This is a genomic window from Sphingobium sp. RC1, assembly GCF_059738765.1.
Genome location: NZ_AP027306.1, coordinates 670157 through 690738, shown reverse-complemented (window position 1 = coordinate 690738; position 20582 = coordinate 670157). Strand labels below are relative to the sequence as shown.

Annotated in this window: 14 protein-coding genes; 3 read left to right on the top strand and 11 right to left on the bottom strand. The window is 61.3% G+C overall.

From position 1 onward, the window contains the following. Positions 1-185 precede the first annotated feature (185 nt). Together AC6JBC_RS03465 and AC6JBC_RS03460 are read right to left on the bottom strand one after the other, a co-directional pair. Positions 186-2255: a recombinase family protein gene (locus tag AC6JBC_RS03465; RefSeq protein WP_498023829.1), complete on the bottom strand. Its 2070-nt coding sequence runs from the start codon at positions 2253-2255 to the stop codon at positions 186-188. Next, positions 2242-2424, bottom strand: a complete 183-nt coding sequence (locus tag AC6JBC_RS03460) for a hypothetical protein (RefSeq protein WP_087576147.1) — start codon at positions 2422-2424, stop codon at positions 2242-2244. Before AC6JBC_RS03460 ends, AC6JBC_RS03465 begins: the two co-directional genes overlap by 14 nt. A gap of 309 nt (positions 2425-2733) precedes the next feature. Between AC6JBC_RS03460 and AC6JBC_RS03455 the strand changes: the two genes are divergently transcribed. Then, positions 2734-3636, top strand: a complete 903-nt coding sequence (locus tag AC6JBC_RS03455; RefSeq protein ID WP_498025406.1) for a hypothetical protein — start codon at positions 2734-2736, stop codon at positions 3634-3636. A 19-nt stretch (positions 3637-3655) separates the two neighbouring features. Here the strand turns inward: AC6JBC_RS03455 and AC6JBC_RS03450 are convergent, their stop codons facing one another. From AC6JBC_RS03450 to AC6JBC_RS03425, 6 genes are all read right to left on the bottom strand, one after another. Further along, a complete protein-coding gene (locus AC6JBC_RS03450) occupies positions 3656-6016 on the bottom strand; it encodes a glycosyl hydrolase (protein ID WP_498025405.1) in 2361 nt (786 codons plus the stop codon). Positions 6017-6395: 379 nt separating this feature from the next. After that, complete coding sequence (locus AC6JBC_RS03445) at positions 6396-8513, bottom strand: glycosyltransferase (protein WP_498025404.1); 2118 nt, start codon at positions 8511-8513, stop codon at positions 6396-6398. Between the two features lie 6 nt (positions 8514-8519). After that, a complete protein-coding gene (locus AC6JBC_RS03440; protein WP_498025402.1) occupies positions 8520-9668 on the bottom strand; it encodes an HlyD family secretion protein in 1149 nt (382 codons plus the stop codon). Between the two features lie 163 nt (positions 9669-9831). Beyond that, the gene (locus tag AC6JBC_RS03435; RefSeq protein WP_498025401.1) at positions 9832-11664 is read right to left on the bottom strand and encodes a pilus assembly protein TadG-related protein; all 1833 of its coding nucleotides are present in this window, start codon (positions 11662-11664) and stop codon (positions 9832-9834) included. A gap of 47 nt (positions 11665-11711) precedes the next feature. Then, on the bottom strand, positions 11712-12407 hold the full coding sequence (locus AC6JBC_RS03430; RefSeq protein ID WP_498025399.1) for a TadE/TadG family type IV pilus assembly protein: 696 nt from the start codon (positions 12405-12407) through the stop codon (positions 11712-11714). Beyond that, the gene (locus AC6JBC_RS03425) at positions 12380-13051 is read right to left on the bottom strand and encodes a TadE/TadG family type IV pilus assembly protein (RefSeq protein ID WP_498025398.1); all 672 of its coding nucleotides are present in this window, start codon (positions 13049-13051) and stop codon (positions 12380-12382) included. The genes AC6JBC_RS03430 and AC6JBC_RS03425 overlap by 28 nt, the downstream gene beginning before the upstream one ends. Positions 13052-13685: 634 nt before the next feature. On the opposite strand from AC6JBC_RS03425, the gene AC6JBC_RS03420 reads away from it, so the two are divergent. Both AC6JBC_RS03420 and AC6JBC_RS03415 read left to right on the top strand, forming a co-directional pair. Further along, complete coding sequence (locus AC6JBC_RS03420) at positions 13686-14990, top strand: NtaA/DmoA family FMN-dependent monooxygenase (protein WP_498025397.1); 1305 nt, start codon at positions 13686-13688, stop codon at positions 14988-14990. 239 nt (positions 14991-15229) lie between these two features. Next, complete coding sequence (locus tag AC6JBC_RS03415; protein WP_498025396.1) at positions 15230-15676, top strand: nuclear transport factor 2 family protein; 447 nt, start codon at positions 15230-15232, stop codon at positions 15674-15676. Between the two features lie 4 nt (positions 15677-15680). On the opposite strand, the gene AC6JBC_RS03410 is transcribed toward AC6JBC_RS03415, so the two are convergent. From AC6JBC_RS03410 to AC6JBC_RS03400, 3 genes are all read right to left on the bottom strand, one after another. After that, complete coding sequence (locus tag AC6JBC_RS03410) at positions 15681-17546, bottom strand: ABC-F family ATP-binding cassette domain-containing protein (protein WP_498025394.1); 1866 nt, start codon at positions 17544-17546, stop codon at positions 15681-15683. A gap of 290 nt (positions 17547-17836) precedes the next feature. After that, a complete protein-coding gene (locus AC6JBC_RS03405; RefSeq protein ID WP_498025393.1) occupies positions 17837-20116 on the bottom strand; it encodes a glycoside hydrolase family 3 N-terminal domain-containing protein in 2280 nt (759 codons plus the stop codon). A gap of 70 nt (positions 20117-20186) precedes the next feature. Continuing rightward, positions 20187-20507, bottom strand: a complete 321-nt coding sequence (locus AC6JBC_RS03400) for a DMT family transporter (RefSeq protein ID WP_498025392.1) — start codon at positions 20505-20507, stop codon at positions 20187-20189. Between the last annotated feature and the right edge of the window lie 75 nt (positions 20508-20582).

Here is a 20582-nt window from a genome sequence, read left to right as displayed (position 1 = left end):
GTGGCCGCCGCCTGTGCGTCGTTTATGTCGGCCGCCGCATCGGCTATCATATCTACCGCTGCGACCGCTCGAACCTCATGCTGGCCCGGCCCCGATGCATGACCACCAATGGCGCTCGAACGGATGTGGCAGTTATGGAGGAACTGCTGCGCGCCGTGATGCCTGATTCATTGTGCTGCTCCTCTTCAAATGGCGGAAAACAGGGATTTTTGGTTTTCATCCTGAGTACGACACGGGCCTTTTCGCGAGATCGCGGCTTGGATTTCGGGCTTTTCGAGGTCCGCGGCGCGGATTTGATGCGGCGCGCCGGGCATAACCTGCTCGGTCGGGAGCAAGCCAGCTTCGACGACACGGCGGATTTTGTGGTTTGTGACGCCGAACTTGGCTGCCGCCTCCGACATGGTGAGCCATTCACCACCCGTGGTTCCGGCGGAACGATAGCCTTCAATCTTATGCACACGGCGCAGCGAGCTGACGCGATGCCCAGTCCATGTCTTGCCCTGACCCGTTCGCATGCCCATACGGTTGAGGGTGGCGGCGACATCGGCATCGGACCAGCGCGTCGCCATCGATCGAATGATTGCCATCGCTTCTTCGGGCGTGCTCTTGGTATGTTCCCCGGTCTTGGGTTTGCGGATGCGAACCTGGGAATGCTGCCCGCCTTGCCAGTGAATGGTAAGCTCGATTTCCTGCCCATCGTTTTCGACGGTGGCGACGATATCCTTCACCAGCGCGCGCAACAACCTTTGCCGGAACCGCATATCGACATCGGGGGCATTCCACGCCGCTTTGAGATCGTGAGCCAAGCCGGCGAAATTCGGCAGGGCGGCGTCATCGCGCACTTGTCGTTCGTTAAGCCGCACCTCGCAGGCCTCGACACGGCGCAGCGTCGCTTCCCAGCTTTTCTCCAGCTGAGCGGCGATCAACCGGTTATCGGGATCGCAGGCGGCATAGCGTCGCTCAGCAAGCGAGGCTTCATAGCGGGCTTGCTGCAAATCCAGCTCGACCAGCTGTCGCCTCTGCGCTTCGCCTTCAAGATGCATACGCTCTGCCTCCAATGCCGCGTCGATCGCCAAGGGCTCCACGGCGCGCAGCAGTTCCTCCATAACTGCCACATCCGTTCGAGCGCCATTGGTGGTCATGCATCGGGGCCGGGCCAGCATGAGGTTCGAGCGGTCGCAGCGGTAGATATGATAGCCGATGCGGCGGCCGACATAAACGACGCACAGGCGGCGGCCACAATGACCACAAGTGAGCATGCCTGCGAGGAAAGCCTTGCCACCGCGGCCGGACTTTATGCCGCCGGCCTTGCCGTAGGCGTTGGTCGCCAGGACCCTTTGGTTCCGCTCAAACTCATCCCAGCTGACATAGCTGTCATGATGCTCCCTGAGCATGATGCCCCAATCGTCGTACGACTTGCGATGCCCATAGCTCTTGCGCACTCGACCATCGACGATCTGGGTGCGCTTCTCGGTTTTGCCATAGGCGTAGGCACCGGCGTAGAACGGGTTCTTGAGCACGCTAATTACATTGCGATAACGGATCGGAACCCAATCAAAGGAGACCATCATCTTGCCGTCCGATGGGCGCGGGAAATGCATACCTTCGGCGGTCAGCGCGATGAGCACCTGGCGGGCGCTACCTATCTCGCGGAACCGCGCGAATATGTGCCTGATGGCCTCCTGAACTCGAATGTCGGGGTCAAAACTCAGACCGTAGTCGCGATGCCAGATGTAGCCGATCGGAACGCTGATGCGCAGTTCGCCGCGCTGAGCCTTTTGCCGTGCAGCTTCGTACATACGGGCACGGATTACAGAAAGCTCGAACTCGCTGATACTGCCCTTCATGCCGAGCAGCAGCCGGTCGTTCGGCTTGGCCGGATCGTAGACCCCATCGATGTCGATGACACGAGCATCGACCTGGCCGCAAAGCTCGAGAAGCCGGTGCCAGTCGGGTCCGTTGCGGGAAAGGCGAGAGGCCTCAAGGCACAATACGGCGCCGACGCGACCCGTGCACAGATCCTCCACCAGACGCTCAAAGCCGGGGCGATCCACTGCACCGCTCGCGCTGCGTCCAAGATCCTCATCGATCACCTCGACATCACGAAATCCCCAGCGGCGCGCAACATCGACGAGTTCATACTGGCGACGCTGACTCTCCAGGTTCCCGTTGACCTGCTGGGGCGTCGACTGCCTGACGTAAACAACTGCCTTGCGCCTCAGCAGGGCCATCGGAAGGAGATTACCGCCCGTCATTGGTCGTCTCCTCGTCCGAGACGCCTGCGGCCGCCATCAACAACTTGGCTAGGCTTGCCACCACGACGACGCGCTGGGCTCTCGTCAGACCGTCCAGGCTTCTGGTGTCGAGCGGCATGATCAACTGGCGCAGCGCCGGCAGCCGCGTTGGTGGGGGCAAGGTCTTCATCGTTTACCTCCTGAGCGTTCAAACCGCTCAGCAGGGCATTACGAAGGTCCGCGTCGATCAAGAGGCTATGGAGATCGGTCAACGCATCTACGGCAACCTGAGGGCTACCCAAGCTGAACGCATCGCACACCTCGCGATCCAACATCCAAGCCGGAACTACGATGACTTCGCCGGGGCTCACCACAATGTGGGCGACTCTGCCGTTCGCCCGTTCCTCGGTATACTCGCACCGAACCGTGCGCTCGAAATAGGGATGCCACCGATACCAGACGACAACGTCGTGCCCGACATGGGCAGAATGTCTGCGAGATGGTGGAGCCCTTGGCGATCGACGCGGCATTGGAGGCAGAGCGTATGCATCTTGAAGGCGAAGCGCAGAGGCGACAGCTGGTCGAGCTGGATTTGCAGCAAGCCCGCTATGAAGCCTCGCTTGCTGAGCGACGCTATGCCGCCTGCGATCCCGATAACCGGTTGATCGCCGCTCAGCTGGAGAAAAGCTGGGAAGCGACGCTGCGCCGTGTCGAGGCCTGCGAGGTGCGGCTTAACGAACGACAAGTGCGCGATGACGCCGCCCTGCCGAATTTCGCCGGCTTGGCTCACGATCTCAAAGCGGCGTGGAATGCCCCCGATGTCGATATGCGGTTCCGGCAAAGGTTGTTGCGCGCGCTGGTGAAGGATATCGTCGCCACCGTCGAAAACGATGGGCAGGAAATCGAGCTTACCATTCACTGGCAAGGCGGGCAGCATTCCCAGGTTCGCATCCGCAAACCCAAGACCGGGGAACATACCAAGAGCACGCCCGAAGAAGCGATGGCAATCATTCGATCGATGGCGACGCGCTGGTCCGATGCCGATGTCGCCGCCACCCTCAACCGTATGGGCATGCGAACGGGTCAGGGCAAGACATGGACTGGGCATCGCGTCAGCTCGCTGCGCCGTGTGCATAAGATTGAAGGCTATCGTTCCGCCGGAACCACGGGTGGTGAATGGCTCACCATGTCGGAGGCGGCAGCCAAGTTCGGCGTCACAAACCACAAAATCCGCCGTGTCGTCGAAGCTGGCTTGCTCCCGACCGAGCAGGTTATGCCCGGCGCGCCGCATCAAATCCGCGCCGCGGACCTCGAAAAGCCCGAAATCCAAGCCGCGATCTCGCGAAAAGGCCCGTGTCGTACTCAGGATGAAAACCAAAAATCCCTGTTTTCCGCCATTTGAAGAGGAGCAGCACAATGAATCAGGCATCACGGCGTATCTCAGTGCCATCGGTGGCAATTGCATGAACATTGAAACCCGATTTCATCTCCGCCGCACGGCCGACCGCGATCAGCTTGACGTCATTCGCGCCCAGCGTGATCGGAATACGCACCGTGCCGTCTACCTGCTCATACAGTGCCAAGGGCAGGATCTCACCCGTCCAGCTGTTCAGTTCGGTCGGCTTGCCCGCGCCCGCGAAGCTGAGCGTCTGGCTCGTCGCCTGCGTGCCCTGATTGAACAGTAGATAATAGTCGATGTCTGCGGTTTGCCGGCGGACAGTAAGGATGTCGGACGAGCCAGCGCCCGCCGCGCGCGCCGCCGCCGGTTCAACGCCAAGCGCCGCCAGTGCGGCGGACGCCGCCGCCTCGTCAGCAACGAAGCGGATGCGCGCCCCGGGTCGCTGCGAAAGCGCCCTTAGTTCGCCCACGATCCGGGCAAGCTCCGCATCGCCGCGATGCTCTCCCGCACGTCCCGGCGTACGCTCAGGCACCCGGCCCACGATGATCAGCGGCACTCCCCGGCGCGCGACTTCCAATATGCGGTGCAGGCTTTCGACCGGCATCACCGTCTGGTCGTTCAGCAGAATCGCCTTGAACCCCATGCGGTCGGGCATCCAGACAGCATGGTGCACGTCGCGGGCGGCAGCGCCCGTCAGATAGGATGGGCTGACATATTGATGGGTAAAGCCCGCAGCAGCCAGGGGGGACGTCGTCGAAGGCATTTTCGACAGGCCGGGATAGCCGGTGAAGGCCGTGGCGTTGGGGGCGATCCCCTTCACGCCGAAGTCGTGCCAGAAGACGGCGATGTCGTAACGCGGGCGGCCCTGCCGCATGACGAGTTGCAGCCGCGCCAGATGATCGTTGATCAGCCGATAGTCTGCCCATTGCGGCATCCTGGGTCCGAACGCCTCGGAAAATTCCGTGTTGCCATCGAAGCTGTTCCCCGGCCAACGCGAACGCGGGCCGCTCCCGGGCGGGGTCACCAAATAGGGGAAGCCATGCCAGACCAGCTGGTTCACCCCGCCCGCATAAGCCTTGTACACCCAGTTCAAATTGGCGTCATTGCCCGCTTGGCCGAATGGTGCGCCGGTCCCCTGCGCGATGGTGAAGGGCTTCCCGCCTGCTGTGGTTGCCCAGGTGCCTCCCTGGATCGGACAGCATTCGGTCGATAGCGGCGCTTCCACCGTCCGGAGCTGAGCGCCTGCGCCGACCACCTTGAATAACTCTGGGTTATTGAGGAAATTGCGGTTCTCGCCTTCCGGAATGTCAGGCAGCGCAGCAAGGTCCGCCATCTCCATCGGCCCGCCTTCCACCTGGAGCCGCGTCTTCATGCCCACGCGGTGCGCCCAACGGGCATAGGGCTTCATATGATTGTCGCCATAGAGGTCGGAAAAAGTCTGGCGATAATCCTCGCGGACTCGCTCGCCGACATCGGCATAATCGAAGAAGCCCTTGCGCGCGCCAACGCCGCCGCCGACCAGAAGAGGAAGATAGGGGGTGAGCGAATAGCCTCTGCGCCGCTTGAACTCGGCCATGAAGGTCGATGTCCATTTGAGACCTTCGGACGGCTCGAAGCTATCTTCGAACAAGGAACCTCGATTCATACGGATGAGCGAGCGTAGCCGGGGAGTGAGGATCGAGCGGTCATAGAAGTCCGTCACGGCGCGCGCGCCCGCTGGGCCGATATGGTCGATCACATAATTGGGGGTGGAGGCGCTCAGATTGTCCAGCTTCTGGCCGTCGGCAGTCTGGTAGAAGGCCATCACCCACCATGGGCTGGCGCCCGCTGGAGCCGTCCAGGCGAGAGTCCCGTCTTTCGCGACCTTCGCGCTGAGATCCTGTACGGATTGAGGATCGATCATCCGGGTGCCGCCGGTCTCCGGACAGGCATCCGTCGCGCACCTCGCCGCCAGGACCGCCACAAGGGTGCGGCGCGCTTTCGGGTCGGCGCTGGACCTGGTGGGTACGGGAAGCGGTGCGCCCCACCTCTTTCCAGGCGCGATCCGCGCGTAGCCAGCGACAAGCTGTTGCTGTGCCGCCGGATCATCCAGGTTCGACACGCTGGGCACGCTGGTCGGCCAATGCGGCCCGACCATCACATCGACGCGCAGGCCCTTTCCGGTTGCATGAGCGAATATGGTTTCGAACATTTTTGACCAGCGGCTGGTGCCGAAACCATATTCGCGCAAAAATGCAAGATCCTTGCCGATATCGCCTGGCACCGGCATGGCGGCAACCTCTATGCCGCCCGCACCCGCCTCCGCCATCTGGTCGATTTCCCGGCGAAGTTCATCCTCCTCCACCGCCGCAAGCGGGAGCCACCAGCGATAAGTAGGCCGCACAGAAGTGGGAGGATTTTGGAATATATCTGCGCCAAGAGAAGGCGCTCCGGCGTTTTGGGCAATGGCAGGAGCGGCATGGTTGCCGCAAATCATCAGCGCCAACGTCAATGGGAACGAACTTCCACGCATCATTCTTCACCTCTACGAAGGCACATATAGTCGGCCTTAAAAAGGACGGCAACGTCCTTTTATTACCGGCTTTCGCGGCTGTGTTGAACCAAGCTGATGCGAAGATGGTTTACAGGATCTGTAACCAAGCAGCATCTGCGACACTGAAATTTTATACGCTGTGCGTTGCAGCAGGGCACAACCAGGTGTTTAGTGAAAGCCTGGAAGCGGAATGTGATCCTGTTGGACAACCCGTTCTTGCGTGGATCTATCAGGCTGCCCGAGTTACCCTGTCGTTGCCGGACATATCGCGGTCAGGCGTTCTTTTGGGTCCTTGGGGCGCTGCTGGGACGACACGCGTGGTTGCGCTTAATTTCTCAGGCGCCGGATTTCTGTCGGCGATACGGGAATGTATTTCACTGGTCCTAAGATCCGCCAGCCAGAGGCGTTTGACGACAGCCAGAGCAGCGGCGGCGGCCGACGGACGAACGGCATTGATCCGGATTTCGTTCGTGAACAGCGCGACGATCAGCCGGTCACGGATTTCCTCTGAATGAAAGTCGAATTCAATGCCAAGGCGCCTGCCCGAACGGCGGACAAATCCGCGCAACAGGCCGACGTCCGGTAATACGACATCGACGCGCTCGCCGACACTCAGCTCCGTCGGTTCAGCAAGCTCCAGCCCAAGACCAGAGATGGAAATGTCGCCCTTGTCTGACCGGATCATCTGCCCCTGCGCGCTGAGGATCGTCACGGCCTGTCGCAACGCGAAGCGCTCCTCACCCCGGACACGCGGCTTTTCCAGGCACATCATGGCAACCAGTAGGAGGATGAACATGTTCACGATCGTCCAGAAGGTCACCATCGGCAGCAGGCCGACCTGCGACACGACCCGATATTCCGGCGTAACATTGATCATCAGGCCAGCGAAACTGAGCGCGAGGAGGCCGAGCGTTACGAACAATATCGTTCTTTCCCATGGATTCCCGCCCGCGTCGGACCCTTTTGGCGTGACCTTGAAGACAAGGCCTTTTGGACGGAACAATGTTTGCAGGGCAACCGGCAGAATGCGGAAGGTCTGGAACAACGACAAAATTTGCGCGGCGAGCGGGTAATAGCGCCCCGGTGCCAGAAGCGTGATGCCACTCAGCATGGCGACGATCAGTGGCAGGACATAGTGAATGACCGCCTCCAGATCGATGCCGACCATCGGAGCCAGATTGAACAGCATGAAGCAAATGGGCGTCAGCACGGTGAACATGGATTGAAAGCCCTGCGTGATCCATGCGCTGGGCAGGAACAACAGGCGATAGCGCAGCTTCAATCCTGGCCCCAAAGGACCTTCTTTCAGATACAATATCTGGATCGCACCCTGCGCCCAGCGCTGACGCTGAACAAAGAAGGCGGTCGTGCTTTCCGGAGCGAGGCCAAAGGCCAGAGGCTCGTTCAGATAGCGGGTGACATAACCCTGCCGCAAACTGGCCAGAGTCAGCAACATGTCTTCGGTAATCGATCCTTCCGGCAGCCCTCCGCCGATCGATTCAAACAAAGTCCTGCGCGTCACGGAGTTCGATCCGCAGCAAAAGGCGGCGTCCCAGCCGTCGCGGCCGGGCATGATCGCTTCGAAGAAAAATCGCTGATCGTCCGGCATGGCCTGTTGCAGGCCCAGGTTGGTCTGCATGGGATCATGATTGTAGAAGCTGTGCGGAACCTGGACGATGCCGATCCGCTCGGAGTCAAAAAAGCCCATGGTCCGCAGCAGGAAGTCTCGGCGTGGCACGAAGTCGGCGTCGAACACCGCCACGAACGGCGCGTCCGTGACCGTCAGCCCGTGATTGATATTGCCGGCCTTCGCGCCTTTGTTGTCCGGCCGGTTAATATAGCCAGCCCCCTTTGCCATGCACAGATCGCGCACCCAGGGTCGTCGGCCATCGTCCAGCACCCATATGCGCGCGTCCGGCCAGTCGAGGGCGAGACAGCCGAGGATGGTTTTTTCCAACACTTCGCGCGGTTCATTATAGGTGGCTATGAAAACGTCCACCGGGGGTAAATTCAGCGGCTCTTCTTCCCATGCAGCGCGCAGCCGTGCCTCGCCCGCATCAGCCTCCGCCGACCGGTCGCGCGGCCGGGAGAGGATCGCCAGCAAGATCGCGCCATCGAACAGCGCGGCACCTTCCACCAGCAGACAGGTCAGCGGCCACCATAGCTTGCCCGCCCCCTCGCCCCAGGGAATCGTCTGTGAGATCCGCCACTGCAGATAATAGACAATGGTGCACCCAATCGTCGCGACCAGCCCGGTGCGCCACGGCCATATCTTGCCGAAAAGCAGCAAGAAGCCCACCAGCAACGCCAGAGGCGCGAAGGGCGCGATGGTGGCGATGCCGGACATGTGCCGTTAGAGCCTGCGGCTGAACCGGACCTCGGCCAAACGCCCAACATCGCATTTGCGCGCGGCATCGACCCGCCGGGGTTCGGGCGCCGGCAATGCGACGTCGACCAGAATTTCTCGATCTTCCGGCAGCGAATAGGTGGATGCAGCCAGCAATTCCTCTCTGCGCCGCCCCGCTGCGCCGGTGATGTTCACGACCTGCCCTTTAAGCCACTGATCGGAACCGATCATACGAACGTCTGCGGGCGTGCCGGGACCGATCACTTCAGCCTTCCGTTCTGGAAGGGCGACCTGGACGAAGCGCCGTCGGCAATCGATCAGGTCGAGCACCGGCTCGCCCGCGCGAATGGCGGCGCCGGGACTGGCGGCCGCCGCCCACACCAAAGTTCCCGCCGGGGCGCGATAGCCCGCCCGGGCCAGCGCGTCTTTCAATCTCAGACTAGCCTGACGGTAACGGGCAGTCGCGTCGCTCAACGTCTTTTCGACCGCCTGCTTCTGCAGGAGCAGACGATCACCCTGCTGCACCGCATAGGGCGCGTCATTATAGCTGTCGCCGATGAACACACCGGATTGCGCCGCGCTACGCGTAACCTGAATGGCCCGCAGCCTGGCGGCGGCGCTGCTGCAATTGCTGCTCTTGAGCGATGCGGCGGCTTCCGCCTTCTGCACCCCGGCGGGCGATATGAAGCCCCGCGCCGCCAGAACGCGCGTACGGGCAAGATTGGCGGCTTGCTCTGCGCGTTCGGCCTGGCACCCCGCAAGATCTGCCTGCGCGGAGTCACGATCAGCGGTAAGACGCGTTGCCATCGCACCGGAAAAAAGCGTCGCGCGCTGTTCCAACCGCTGACCTTGGCCGTTCAGTTCCGCCAATTGCCGTTCGCTGAGCGCCATTTCCGTCTGCGCCATCTCGGCTTGAGCCTTCAATTCGGCGACCTCGCCCGTATCCTGCGACAGGTCCAACAAATGTATTCCGGTGGCTTTGTCGAAATAGTGGCCGTTCGCCGGGAGATCGGCGACTGTCCCATCGGCGGCGGCCGTCAGCCTGATCAGCGGAGCGTTGATCGCCGCCTGGGTCGAAACGTCGTTCAACACATAGGGGGCGAAACCCATGGCCCCGCCACCGATCAGGGCGGCCGCCAATATGATACGCGTCATCCGCGCGCGCAAAAGATTTTGAATATCAATCATTTTCGCCGCTAACCCGCTGCCTTTTTAACAATCCTCCGAAGCGTAACATCGGATGGTTAGCAGCGCGTTAATGACGTCTCGCAGCGCCCTCTTGCGCCGGTTCGCTCTCAGCACGGTCGATTTGCGATCGCTATTGAACCAGTCGAGCCGTCTGGAGGGCTGTGGAGAATAGTTGCAGCAGGGCCGTGGTGATACTGTCATCGGCTGTCACGGTTTGCACCAACGGGGAACCATTGACGCCGGATGACGCGCAACTTTGTAGCGCGGTCAGAACCTGATCGGAGTTCCCGGCGTTCCCAGCCGGATACGGCGAGGGAGGACGCGGCAGAAACGGAGCGATATTCGTCTGCGACCAGCTGTCGCCGGAAAGAGATTCCGGCAGATATTGCGTATAGAGGATTGCGATCTTGATACCCTTGGCCTTGATGGCCGTGCATTCAGTCAGGTCGCTGCTCCGCATTGGTCCGAAATAACGACCCCCGCCATTTGGTTGATCCAGCATACCGTCCGTAATGATGAACAATATCTTTTGCGGGGTCGTTCCTGGGGCACCCGTTCCCGCATTGGGGATGAGGTTTTTCATCGTAGTGAGCATGTTCGTCACTTCGGTCGCTTTATCGTCTATATTACTGCCACTCGTCGGCATCGAATTTTTCCACCAATAGTCATCCGCCGGAAACAGGGATGTTGCCGAAAAGCCGCTGCCATAGGACGCGACATTGTTCAGACTATTGAGCGTCCGGACGGGCGAAGTATTGCCGGATCGCGTCCAGTCGAATGAAAACATCTGTGCCCGATAGGTGACCTGATATTGAGATGCCTGATTGGCCGCGAAAGGGATCAACTGCGATGCGGCCGAAACCATGTCGTCCTTGCGCAGAGTAATGCTGGAAGGGCTACCATAGATCCGCCCGTAATTATGTGTGAGCCAATAGCCGTCAGCCCAGTATCCGGTGTCGTAGGCGGTACTCGTCGCAGTGCCCGTAGTTGTGGTCGTAGTTGTGGTCGAGGAACCACCGCTCGTCGGCGTGGAAACCACTGTCGTAGTCGTGGTCGGCGTCACTTTCTTGTAGACGGTGGAAGCGCCGCTGGAACTGGAGGTAACCGTATAAGTGGTGACGTTATAAGTGCTGACAGTGGTGTCAATGTTCCGTTTGTTGGTTCCCGATCCGGATGTCGTCCGCGTAGGCCCAGTCACCGTCGGCGTCGAGGATGAAGTCATGAGATTGCCTGCACTGTCATAGACCAGATTGGCAGATGAATCCCACCTGTAAAAGACATTCTGCGTCGTGGAACCAGACGTATAATATCCTGCCGATAGTAATATATGACGGCTTTGCTGATCCTTGACGTAAATATTGTCGGTTTTCGGAAGCATCGCATGGCATGCAAAGGCGCAGCCGTTCGCATTTTCGCTCGTCTTGGTGGCCGCGATAATCTTGCTCACTCCATCCGACGTCGCAGGCAGGAGCATTGATGGCGAATTGTCCATCGCAAGGTAAAAATCGACATTGGGCGGTTGCGCGGCGCTAGCGGAGGACGTTCCGCTCACCGTCAGGGTGCCGGCCCCCAGAATACCACCGAATACATTGACCGACTTGGCCGTGTAGCTGACGGTAGCCTTGCGAAGATAGCCCAGTGCGCCGCTGCCGCCGGACGTGCCGTCCGTAATCGTCGGGGTCACCTGGAGGTTCTGGTAACCGCTCAGGAGACTGGCCTGAGCACTGAACATAGTACGCGCGGCAGCAGTCGCCTCGCTGTTCGACTGAAGGATCATGGAGGGTCCGACAGCCGCGAGCGCCGCTGCGTCGGCAGCGGCGTTCAAGTGCGTCTGGAGGCTCATGGCGCGAGAATAATCGATGCCGAACCCGGTGACGAAGGTCAACGGGATGAGCGAAAATGCCATGATCATCATGGCCCCGCCTTGCTGATCGGTCTTTAAACGAGCAGCGAGGCTGGCCATCGCAGCCGAAGAACGGAGACAAGAGAGTTTTGTCATCGGTCAAGCACCTAGTAAAGACGAGGAGTCATGTAGATGGTGTGGGTGAGCGCCGTGGTCCGGATAGGTATATAACTGACCGATGGCGTGAAATTGTAAGTGATCTTGCCCATGTACAGCCAGCCGCCGGCAGTGCCGACCTGGGTCTTGTTGGCGACGCCGGGAACAAGATTTTGACAAACATTCGATCCGTCCGGCGAGGTCGGCACCATAGTAGAATTGATCATATCTGCCGGGATCGAGATGACGGCGTTAGCCGACTGCGTCTCGACAGTTGGAAGCGTGCCTGCAGTGTGTTCTGAAGTTGTGGGCGTGACGACGCTGCCATCGACATTCTGCGTCTGTGCCTGGGTCCATACAACATAGGCATGCGTGGCGTCGCAGATCCGAAGCAGCGAGACCTGCTCGGTCGCGTTGTTGAGCTTGTAAGGCGCCAGGACAACCGCGCTGGCGCTGAGATAGGATTTCGCATTGGCGCTCTGCGGCGCGTTATAGATGACCGTGGGGGACATGGTTCGGCTGGTAAGGTCGACCAGCGAACGGGTCGCTATCGTCACCTTGCGATTGCAGGCGATCATGTCCGACAGGCACACTCCGCCCGTGTACATGAGCACAAGCACCGGCAGACAGATCGCGAATTCCACGATGACTGCGCCGCGCGCATCCTGCCTGAAGCGCTTCAGCATGAGCTTTGCGATGCGTTGCATGAATAATCTTCCGTCGTGAACACCGACGTTGCCACAAGCTTCCGATTGGCATTGGGCTGATTTATCAGGTTCAAGCCTAGCGGCCCTTTTCCCGTAGGCCAAAGATAAACCAGCTGAAGGACGACTATGCGGTTTTTGCCGCTACCGCCCGACTGGTAGATGTAGCCCGTCCCCGTCGAGGTCAGCACGCCATTGCTGTCATACGTAAATGTCGGCGCGGAAGTGCTGCCCACATTATAGCTACTTGCGGTGGCAACGTTGACCGTTAGCCGGGAGCAGGTGAGCATCGCGGGCAGAAGCGATGGAACGCTGACGGCCTGCCCGCTCGAATTGGTGCCGGAGTATCCATTGCAGATGGCGTCTTTAAAGTCGTCGGATGTCATGCCCATGTGACCATTGGCCATCTGGGTCGTTTGGGCTGAGCCAGTCAACAGCAGGCGCCCTGCGCTTTGGGCCGCAGTCTCCAGCATCTGTTGCGCCAAATATATCATCATCGTGTACAGGATCGCGAACAGCAGCGCGAGCAAAGCCGGTGCGATGATGGCGAATTCCAGGGCAGCCGTACCCTTCCTGTCTTTCGACAGGTTCGTACCGATGCGGCGAACCGCTTTCAGTGGGTAAAAGATACTGCGTAAAATCGCCACGCGGGGGCATCCTTAAGGCTATATCAAAGGCTATATCGCCGATCAGCGTTCAAATTTAGTAAACGGCCTAGGCCGATGGGCGTGATCGAGATCGGGCACTCAGGGCGGGCAGCAGCCCTGCATGGTCTGCCTTCACGGAGGGACGATTCTTTCGCGCCACCCATGTGCAGGTGCTGATGCGCTTCGACGATCGAGTTACCGGAGCGGATGCCGACCGGACGGCTGACCCCGAGGGCAAGGTGAGTTTCTACCCGGTGCGGGGTTGAAATATGCCGCTGCCTTGCCGATCCCGCGCGTCGCGCCCGTTACTATTGTTACCTTGCGCCTACCCAAAGCTCCTGATGATCGTGGGACGTCAGGCTTTTGCCGACCGCCAGCCGCCGTTGTTCCGGGAAATCCACTCCGTCGCAAGCCAGATCATGATGTCTTTCAGCATCGAGCGATGCTCGAAACGGTGCATTTTTTGAAACGCCTCGAACCGGAATTGCTTCTACCACTTGACAAAGGTTGATATTCGTCAACTATTAGCAACAGATGGCCGGGTAGTTGTGCCTCAGCAGATGATCTGCCGTGGGCGCCGCTGGCCACCGTTTGAAAATGCTAATGAGATAAACCTTAGAGAGAGTATCAGGCTATGGCCCACACGAAGTTCCACCTTGGCTATTTCACAAAGTTCGGCGCGACTTCCTGGCCGGGCGATGGCAAGGAGTTCGGCTCGCAGTGGGCGGATGGTTCCTATCACAAGGAACTGGCCAAGATGCTGGAGGCGGCTAAGTTCGACTTCGTCTTCTTCGAGGACACGACGATCGTCGGCGACCGCTATGGCGGCTCGATGGAGCTCGATCTCAAGAACGCCACCCTGGCGCCCAAGCTTGATCCGCTGCCGCTGCTGCCGGTGATGGCGCAGGAAACTTCGCACATCGGTCTGATCGCGACGGCATCGACCACCTTCTACCCGCCCTATCTGCTGGCCCGGCTGCTCTCTACCATCGACTCCCTGACGAAAGGCCGTGCTGGCTGGAACATGGTGACGTCGAGCGAAAAGAACGCAGCCCTGAATTTCGGCATGGAAAAGCTGCTGCCGCCGAACGAACGCTATGACATTGCCGATGAGTTCGTCGAGCTGTGCAAGAAGCTGTGGGACAGCTGGGAAGAAGGCGCTCTGGTCGCGAACACCGAAACCGGCGTTTATGTCGACCACACCAAGGTCCACACGGTTAATTTCGAGGGCAAGCATTTCCGTTCGCGCGGCCCGCTGAACACGTTGCGGTCACCGCAGGGTTGGCCGGTACTGGCGCAGGCTGGCGCATCCGAACGCGGCAAGCAGTTTTCATCGAAGAATGCCGAAGTCGTGCTGGGCATGATGACCGGCGGTGTTCCGGGGATGAAGGCCTATCGTCAGGAAATCCGGGACCGCGCCGAAGCGCAGGGCCGCAATCCCGACGACATCAAAGTCTTCTTCCTGACGCCGGTGGAAATTTTCCCCGAAGGCGGAGAGCGGCCGGAAATGACCGAGGCCGAAAAGCAGTCGGCGTTCGAGCATAATATCGTGATGGCTTCGTCGTCGCTGGACATCGACTTCTCGCTATATGACGTCGATGCGCCGGTCCCGCAGGACATTACTGCTGGCGGCCACACCAGTGCCCTGGAATATATGAAGAAGGCGGGCCGCGAAGAGGGCAAGTCGCTGCGCGACCTGTTCTCCGTCGGCAAGGGTGCGAGCGGCATGGACTTCAGCGGCACCGTGGAACAGGTCGCCGAAAAGATGATGGCGGTTATGGACGAAGTAGGCGGCGACGGCTTCCTGATCGAAGGATCGGGCTACAACCATCAGCTCGCCGATCTCGTCAACGGCGTCATCCCTACCCTTCAGAAGGCAGGCGCGGTGCGCACCGAATATGAGGGCACGACGCTGCGCGAAATCCTGCGCGAATTTTGAAGCAATTGGCGTGGAGCGGTTGCGCTGCTCCGCGCCCTCCTCAATCTTGAAGCTGGAGCGTGCCCGCACATAGCGGCGCGCTCCAGTTGTTTGGGCATCCCCACCACGTTGGTTCACGCGGAGCCACAGCCGCGAGCCACTGTTAGCGCGGCTGCAAAAGGCTCGCTTGGAACGCGGCCCTCCCGGCGTTAGGGTCCCTTCCAGACGGCCAAAAGTCGTGGGCAAATGGGGAGGACAGCTTGACTGAAACCGACAAGATCGCTGCGACTTTAGCGATATATGCCCTGAAGGCGCGTTACTTCCGGTCTATGGACAATAAGGATTGGGCCGCTCTGGAGGCGGTCTTTGCGCCCAACCTGGTCGCCGATTTCCGCGATGCCGCCGGGGAACGGGACGAGAGCATGCTGATCCACGGCGCTGCGCCTTATGTGGCGCGCCTGGCGCCCATGCTGGAGCCGGTCACGACCGTTCATCACGGCCATATGCCCGAGATTCACATCGAAACCGACAGCCAAGCCAGCGGCATCTGGGCGATGGAGGACAAGCTGTGGGTGCAGGAAGGCTCACCCCTGCCCTTCCGCTGGATGCATGGCTATGGCCATTATCACGAACGCTATGTGCGGCTGACCGATGGCTGGCGCATCAGTGAAATCCGCCTGACCCGCCTGCGCATCGATGCGGGCTGACGCCTTATAGCTGCTCCAGCGCCGCGCTCGCTTCGATCCAGCTTTCTTCGATCGTACCCAGCTTCTTTTCCACCGAAGCGCGGCGCACCATGAGGTCGGTCGTGGTCATTTTCGCTTCGGCGCCCGTCGCTGCCTTCGGGTCGAACAGCGCCTGGTCGATGCGGCTGCGTTCGGCCGAGAGCGTCGCCATCTCCTTTTCTGCCTTGCTGATTGCCGATTTTAGGCTCTTCTGCTTTTCGCGCCATTCGGCTGCATTGCGCTTCTCCACCTTGCGGTCCTTGGGCGCGTCACCACCGCTGCCGCCGCTATCGGCCTTGCGCAATATGATGTCGGTATAGTCTTCCAGGCTGCCGTCGAAGGGCTGGGCGGTGCCGCGATCCACCAGGACGAGGCGATCGGCGACCAGTTCGATCATGTGACGATCATGGCTGACGATGACGACAGCGCCCGAATATTCGTTGAGGGCCTGCACCAGCGCTTCGCGGCTATCGACGTCCAGATGGTTGGTCGGTTCGTCGAGGATCAGGAGATGCGGGGCATCACGGGTGATCAGCGCCAGCGCCAGTCGGGCACGCTCGCCACCCGACATGGAGCCGACCTGCTGCGTGGCGCGCTCGCCCGAAAAGCCGAAGCGGCCGAGTTGCGCGCGAACCGCGCCCGGCGTCGCGCCCTTCATGACGCGCGTCATATGCTGGAGCGGCGTGTCGGAGATGTCGAGCTCCTCGACCTGATATTGGGTGAAATAGCCGACATTCATCTTGGCCGAGCTGTTCATCGACCCTTCCATCGGCGCCAGCTGCGCCGCGATCAGGCGCGCAAGGGTCGTCTTGCCATTGCCGTTGCGGCCGAGCAGCGCCAGCCGGTCGTCTGGATCGATGCGCAGGTTCACCCGGCGCAGCACTGGCGTGTCGCCATAGCCGACCGCCGCCATGTCCATGGTGATAAGCGGCGGGCGCAGTTCGGGCGGGCTGGGAAAGGCGAAGGACAGCGACGGGTCCTCGATCGCGGCGGCGATGGGCTGCATCTTCGCCAACGCCTTGGCGCGCGACTGGGCCTGCTTTGCGGTGGAGGCACGAGCGGAGTTGCGGGCGACATAGTCCTGCAATTTCTCGCGTTCGGCCTGCTGCTTCACGCGCGCGGCCTCCTGCTGGGCGAGACGTTCGGCGCGCTGCCGTTCGAACGCATCGTAGCCGCCCGGATAAAGGGTGATCTTCCCGCCCTCCAGATGCAGGATATAATCAACCACGTTATTGAGCAGATCGCGTTCATGGCTGATGACGACCACGGTGCCGCGATAATTTTTGAGGAAGCTTTCCAGCCACATCGTCGCTTCGAGATCGAGGTGATTGCTGGGTTCGTCGAGCAGCAGCAGGTCGGGTTCGGAAAAAAGCAGCGCGGCGAGCGCGACACGCATTTTCCAGCCCCCCGAATAGCTGTCGAGCGGCCGCCCCTGCATTTCATCGTCAAAGCCAAGACCGACGAGAATGCGCGCCGCGCGGGCAGGCGCTGTATAGGCGTCGATCGCCATCAGCCGCTCGTAAATATGGCCCAGGCGATCGGGGTCATGGGTCGCTTCACTCTCCGCCATCAGGGCGGCGCGTTCCTTGTCGGCGGCCAGCACGGTCTCGAAAGGCGTCGCCGTGCCGGTGGGCGCTTCCTGCGCGATATAGCCCAGGCGCGTGTCGCGCGGCATGTCGCAACCGCCATCGTCGGGGTCGAGCTGGCCGATCATGACCTTCATCAGCGTGGACTTGCCCGCACCGTTGCGGCCGATCAGGCCCACGCGGCTGCGCGGCGGCAGTGCGGCACTGGCGCGGTCGATGATGGTACGGCCACCCAGCCGCACGGTGATATCCCTGATATTCAGCATGGGACGCCCTCTAGCAGAGCCGCGCAGGGTGGTGAAGGTGCAGGCAGGGAGTTTTACAGTCGGGCAAGGCGTTGCGAAGTTCACACCATAGTGGCCGACGCATTTGCGCGGGTACGGACGGGTGGCGTCGATTTCGCAATAGGAGAATTTTTGCGAAATGACACCCCGGCCCCATGGGGCGCGGAAGGTTCACGGTGGGAAAGAGCCGATAGCACCATGCCATGGACCAGCCCCTGTAGGAAAGCGCGTTGGAGCGGCGCGGTGCCTGCCCGACCTTCGCCGAGACGGGCTTATCGGGCGGACGCGGGCGTGGCTTCCTGCGCATAGAGGGTGAACTGACTGTGCAGGCCACCCTCGGACGATTGCCCCAGCCACAGGTCGAACAGGCCGGGTTCCGCAATGATGCGATTGCCCGATCCGACGAATTGCAGGTCGCTGCGGGACAGGGAGAAGCGCACGGTCTTGCTCTCTCCCGGCCCGAGCGTGACACGTTCGATCCGCTTTAGCTCGCGCACCGGCCGGGTGCGGCTCGCCACACGATCGCGGATGTAGAGTTGCACCACTTCGCTGCCGCGCCGGTCCCCCTTGTTGGTGAGCCGGGCCGTCACCTCGATCGCCCGGTCCCAGCGCAAGGCGGTGTCGGACAGCTTTAGATTGTCGAGCGCGAATGTCGTGTAGCTGAGACCATGGCCGAAGGGATAGCGGGCACTGTTGTCCGTGGTCATGTAGCGCGCGCGATATTCAGTGCGATTGTCGATCACCGGGCGGCCTGTGGACTTACGATCGTAGAAGAAGGGCTCCTGACCCGATTCCCACGGAAAGCTGACCGGCAGCTTGGCGGAAGGGTCGACCCGGCCGAACAGGATGTCGGCGATGGCATGGCCAGCCTCCGATCCCAGGAACCAGGTGGCGAGGACAGCCTGCGCGCTCGCGACGGCCCCATGCAGCGCAAGAGCGCGGCCGTGACGCAACAGCACGATGACGGGCTTGCCGGTGGCCGCCACCGCATCGGCCAGCATCTGCTGGGGCGGCGGCAGTTCGATCACGGTGCGCGACTGCGCCTCCCCCGACATGTCCTGCGATTCGCCAAGCGCGAGCAGGATGATGTCGGCTGCCTTGGCTGCCTCCACGGCCTGCGCGATGCCGCCGTCGATCGGTGTCATGATGTCGCAGCCCTTGGCTATGCTCAGCAGAGCCGGGTCCGGCATGGCGGCACGCAACCCGGCGGCAATGTCCACGCCCTTTCCCTTGTCACCGTAAAACGCCCATGGGCCGTAGATATTGGCGCGGTCCTCACCGAACGGGCCGATCAGCGCGATCTTTTGGCGTTTAGCGGGATCGATCGGCAGGACGCCGCTATTCTGAAGCAGCACGATCGAGCGTCCGGCCGCCTCCCGCGCCAGTGCCCGATGCGCGGGCGTGGCGATGCGCGTGCGTTCGGCCTCTTCGCTGATGGAGCGATAGGGATTGTCGAACAGACCGATCGCCATCTTCACATAGAGGATGCGGCGCACGGCGACGTCGATCGTCTCCATGGGCACCGCGCCACTCTTCACCAGATCGGGCAGGTGGCGGATATAAAGGCCGCTTTGCATCGACATGTCGACGCCCGCCAGCACAGCAAGGCGGGCGGCGTCGCGCTCATCTTCCGCGAAGCCATGAGCGATCAGTTCCTCGTCCGCCGTATAGTCGGAGAAGACGAAGCCGCGAAACTTCATCTCGCCGCGCAGCAGGTCGGTCAGCAATTCGCGGTCGGCGGTAGCGGGGACGCCGTTGATCTCGCTGAACGCCGCCATGGTGGTGAGCGCGCCTGCCGCAAAGGCAGAGCCGAACGGCGGCAGGTGCGTTTCTCGCAATGTTTCGTCGGAGATATCGACGCTGCCATATTCAAGGCCCGCCGCGACCGCGCCATAGGCGGCGAAATGCTTCGGGCAGGCGAGGAGGGAGTCCTCCCGCCGCAGGTCGCGGCCCTGAAATCCCCGGACGCGGGCGGCGGCGAACAGGCTGCCGAGATAGACATCCTCCCCCGCCCCTTCGACCACCCGGCCCCAACGCTGGTCGCGCGCGACATCGACCATGGGCGCGAAGGTCAGATGCAGGCCAGCGGCGCTCGCCTCCTGCGCCATGGCGCGGGCGGTGCGTTCGGCGAGCGCGGGATCGAAGCTCGCGGCCTCTGCCAATGGCACGGGAAAGATGGTCTTCAGCCCATGGATCACGTCGCCCGCCAGCAGCAAGGGGATACCAAGGCGGCTTTCCTTGACGGCGATCTCCTGCGCGCGGCGGGCACCTGCCACCCCGATGCCGTTGAACAGACAGCCTACCCGACCCTTGCGCACCTCTTCGGCAAGCCGCTTTTCATCCTGAATGCCGACTTGCGGATTGGGTGGGTTGTAGGGTCGGAAGCTATCGGTGAGGCAGGTCATCTGCCCCGCCTTTTCCTCCACGGTCATGCGGGCGATCAGGGCATCGACGCGCTCCACTTCGGTCGCGGCGAACGCCCGGCGCGCAAAGGGGAAAGCGAAGGAGCCGGACATGGCGGCAGCCAGAAAGGCGCGACGGTCGATGGTCATTGGACGACAGCGTAACGGATGAACCCTGCCGGGCCAACGCCCTGCTCCGCCATATGTTGCCGCCGCGCGGTCAGCCGGGCGCGAACAGCTTCGTGCCCATGACGCCGATGACGATCAGCGCCATGAACCCGGCCTGGATTGGGGCAATGCGGTCGCCGAACAGGATCATGCCGCCGATGATGACGCCCACAGCGCCAAGGCCGGTCCAGATCGCATAGGCGGTCCCGGCAGGAATACCCTTCATTGCGAGCGCCAGCAGGCCCATGTTGAGGAAGCTCAAGGCGATCGGCAGGGACGAAGCCTGCCAACTGCCGATGGTCGCCGCCCATTTCAGGCTGAGCGCCCAGCAAATTTCGGTGAATATAGCGATGCCAAGCACGAGCCACGCCATGACGAGCGGTCCTTCTTCAGACGGGCTCGGATGGAAAGCGCGCAGGCCGGAAACCCGAAAGAGGCGGCGCGCCCG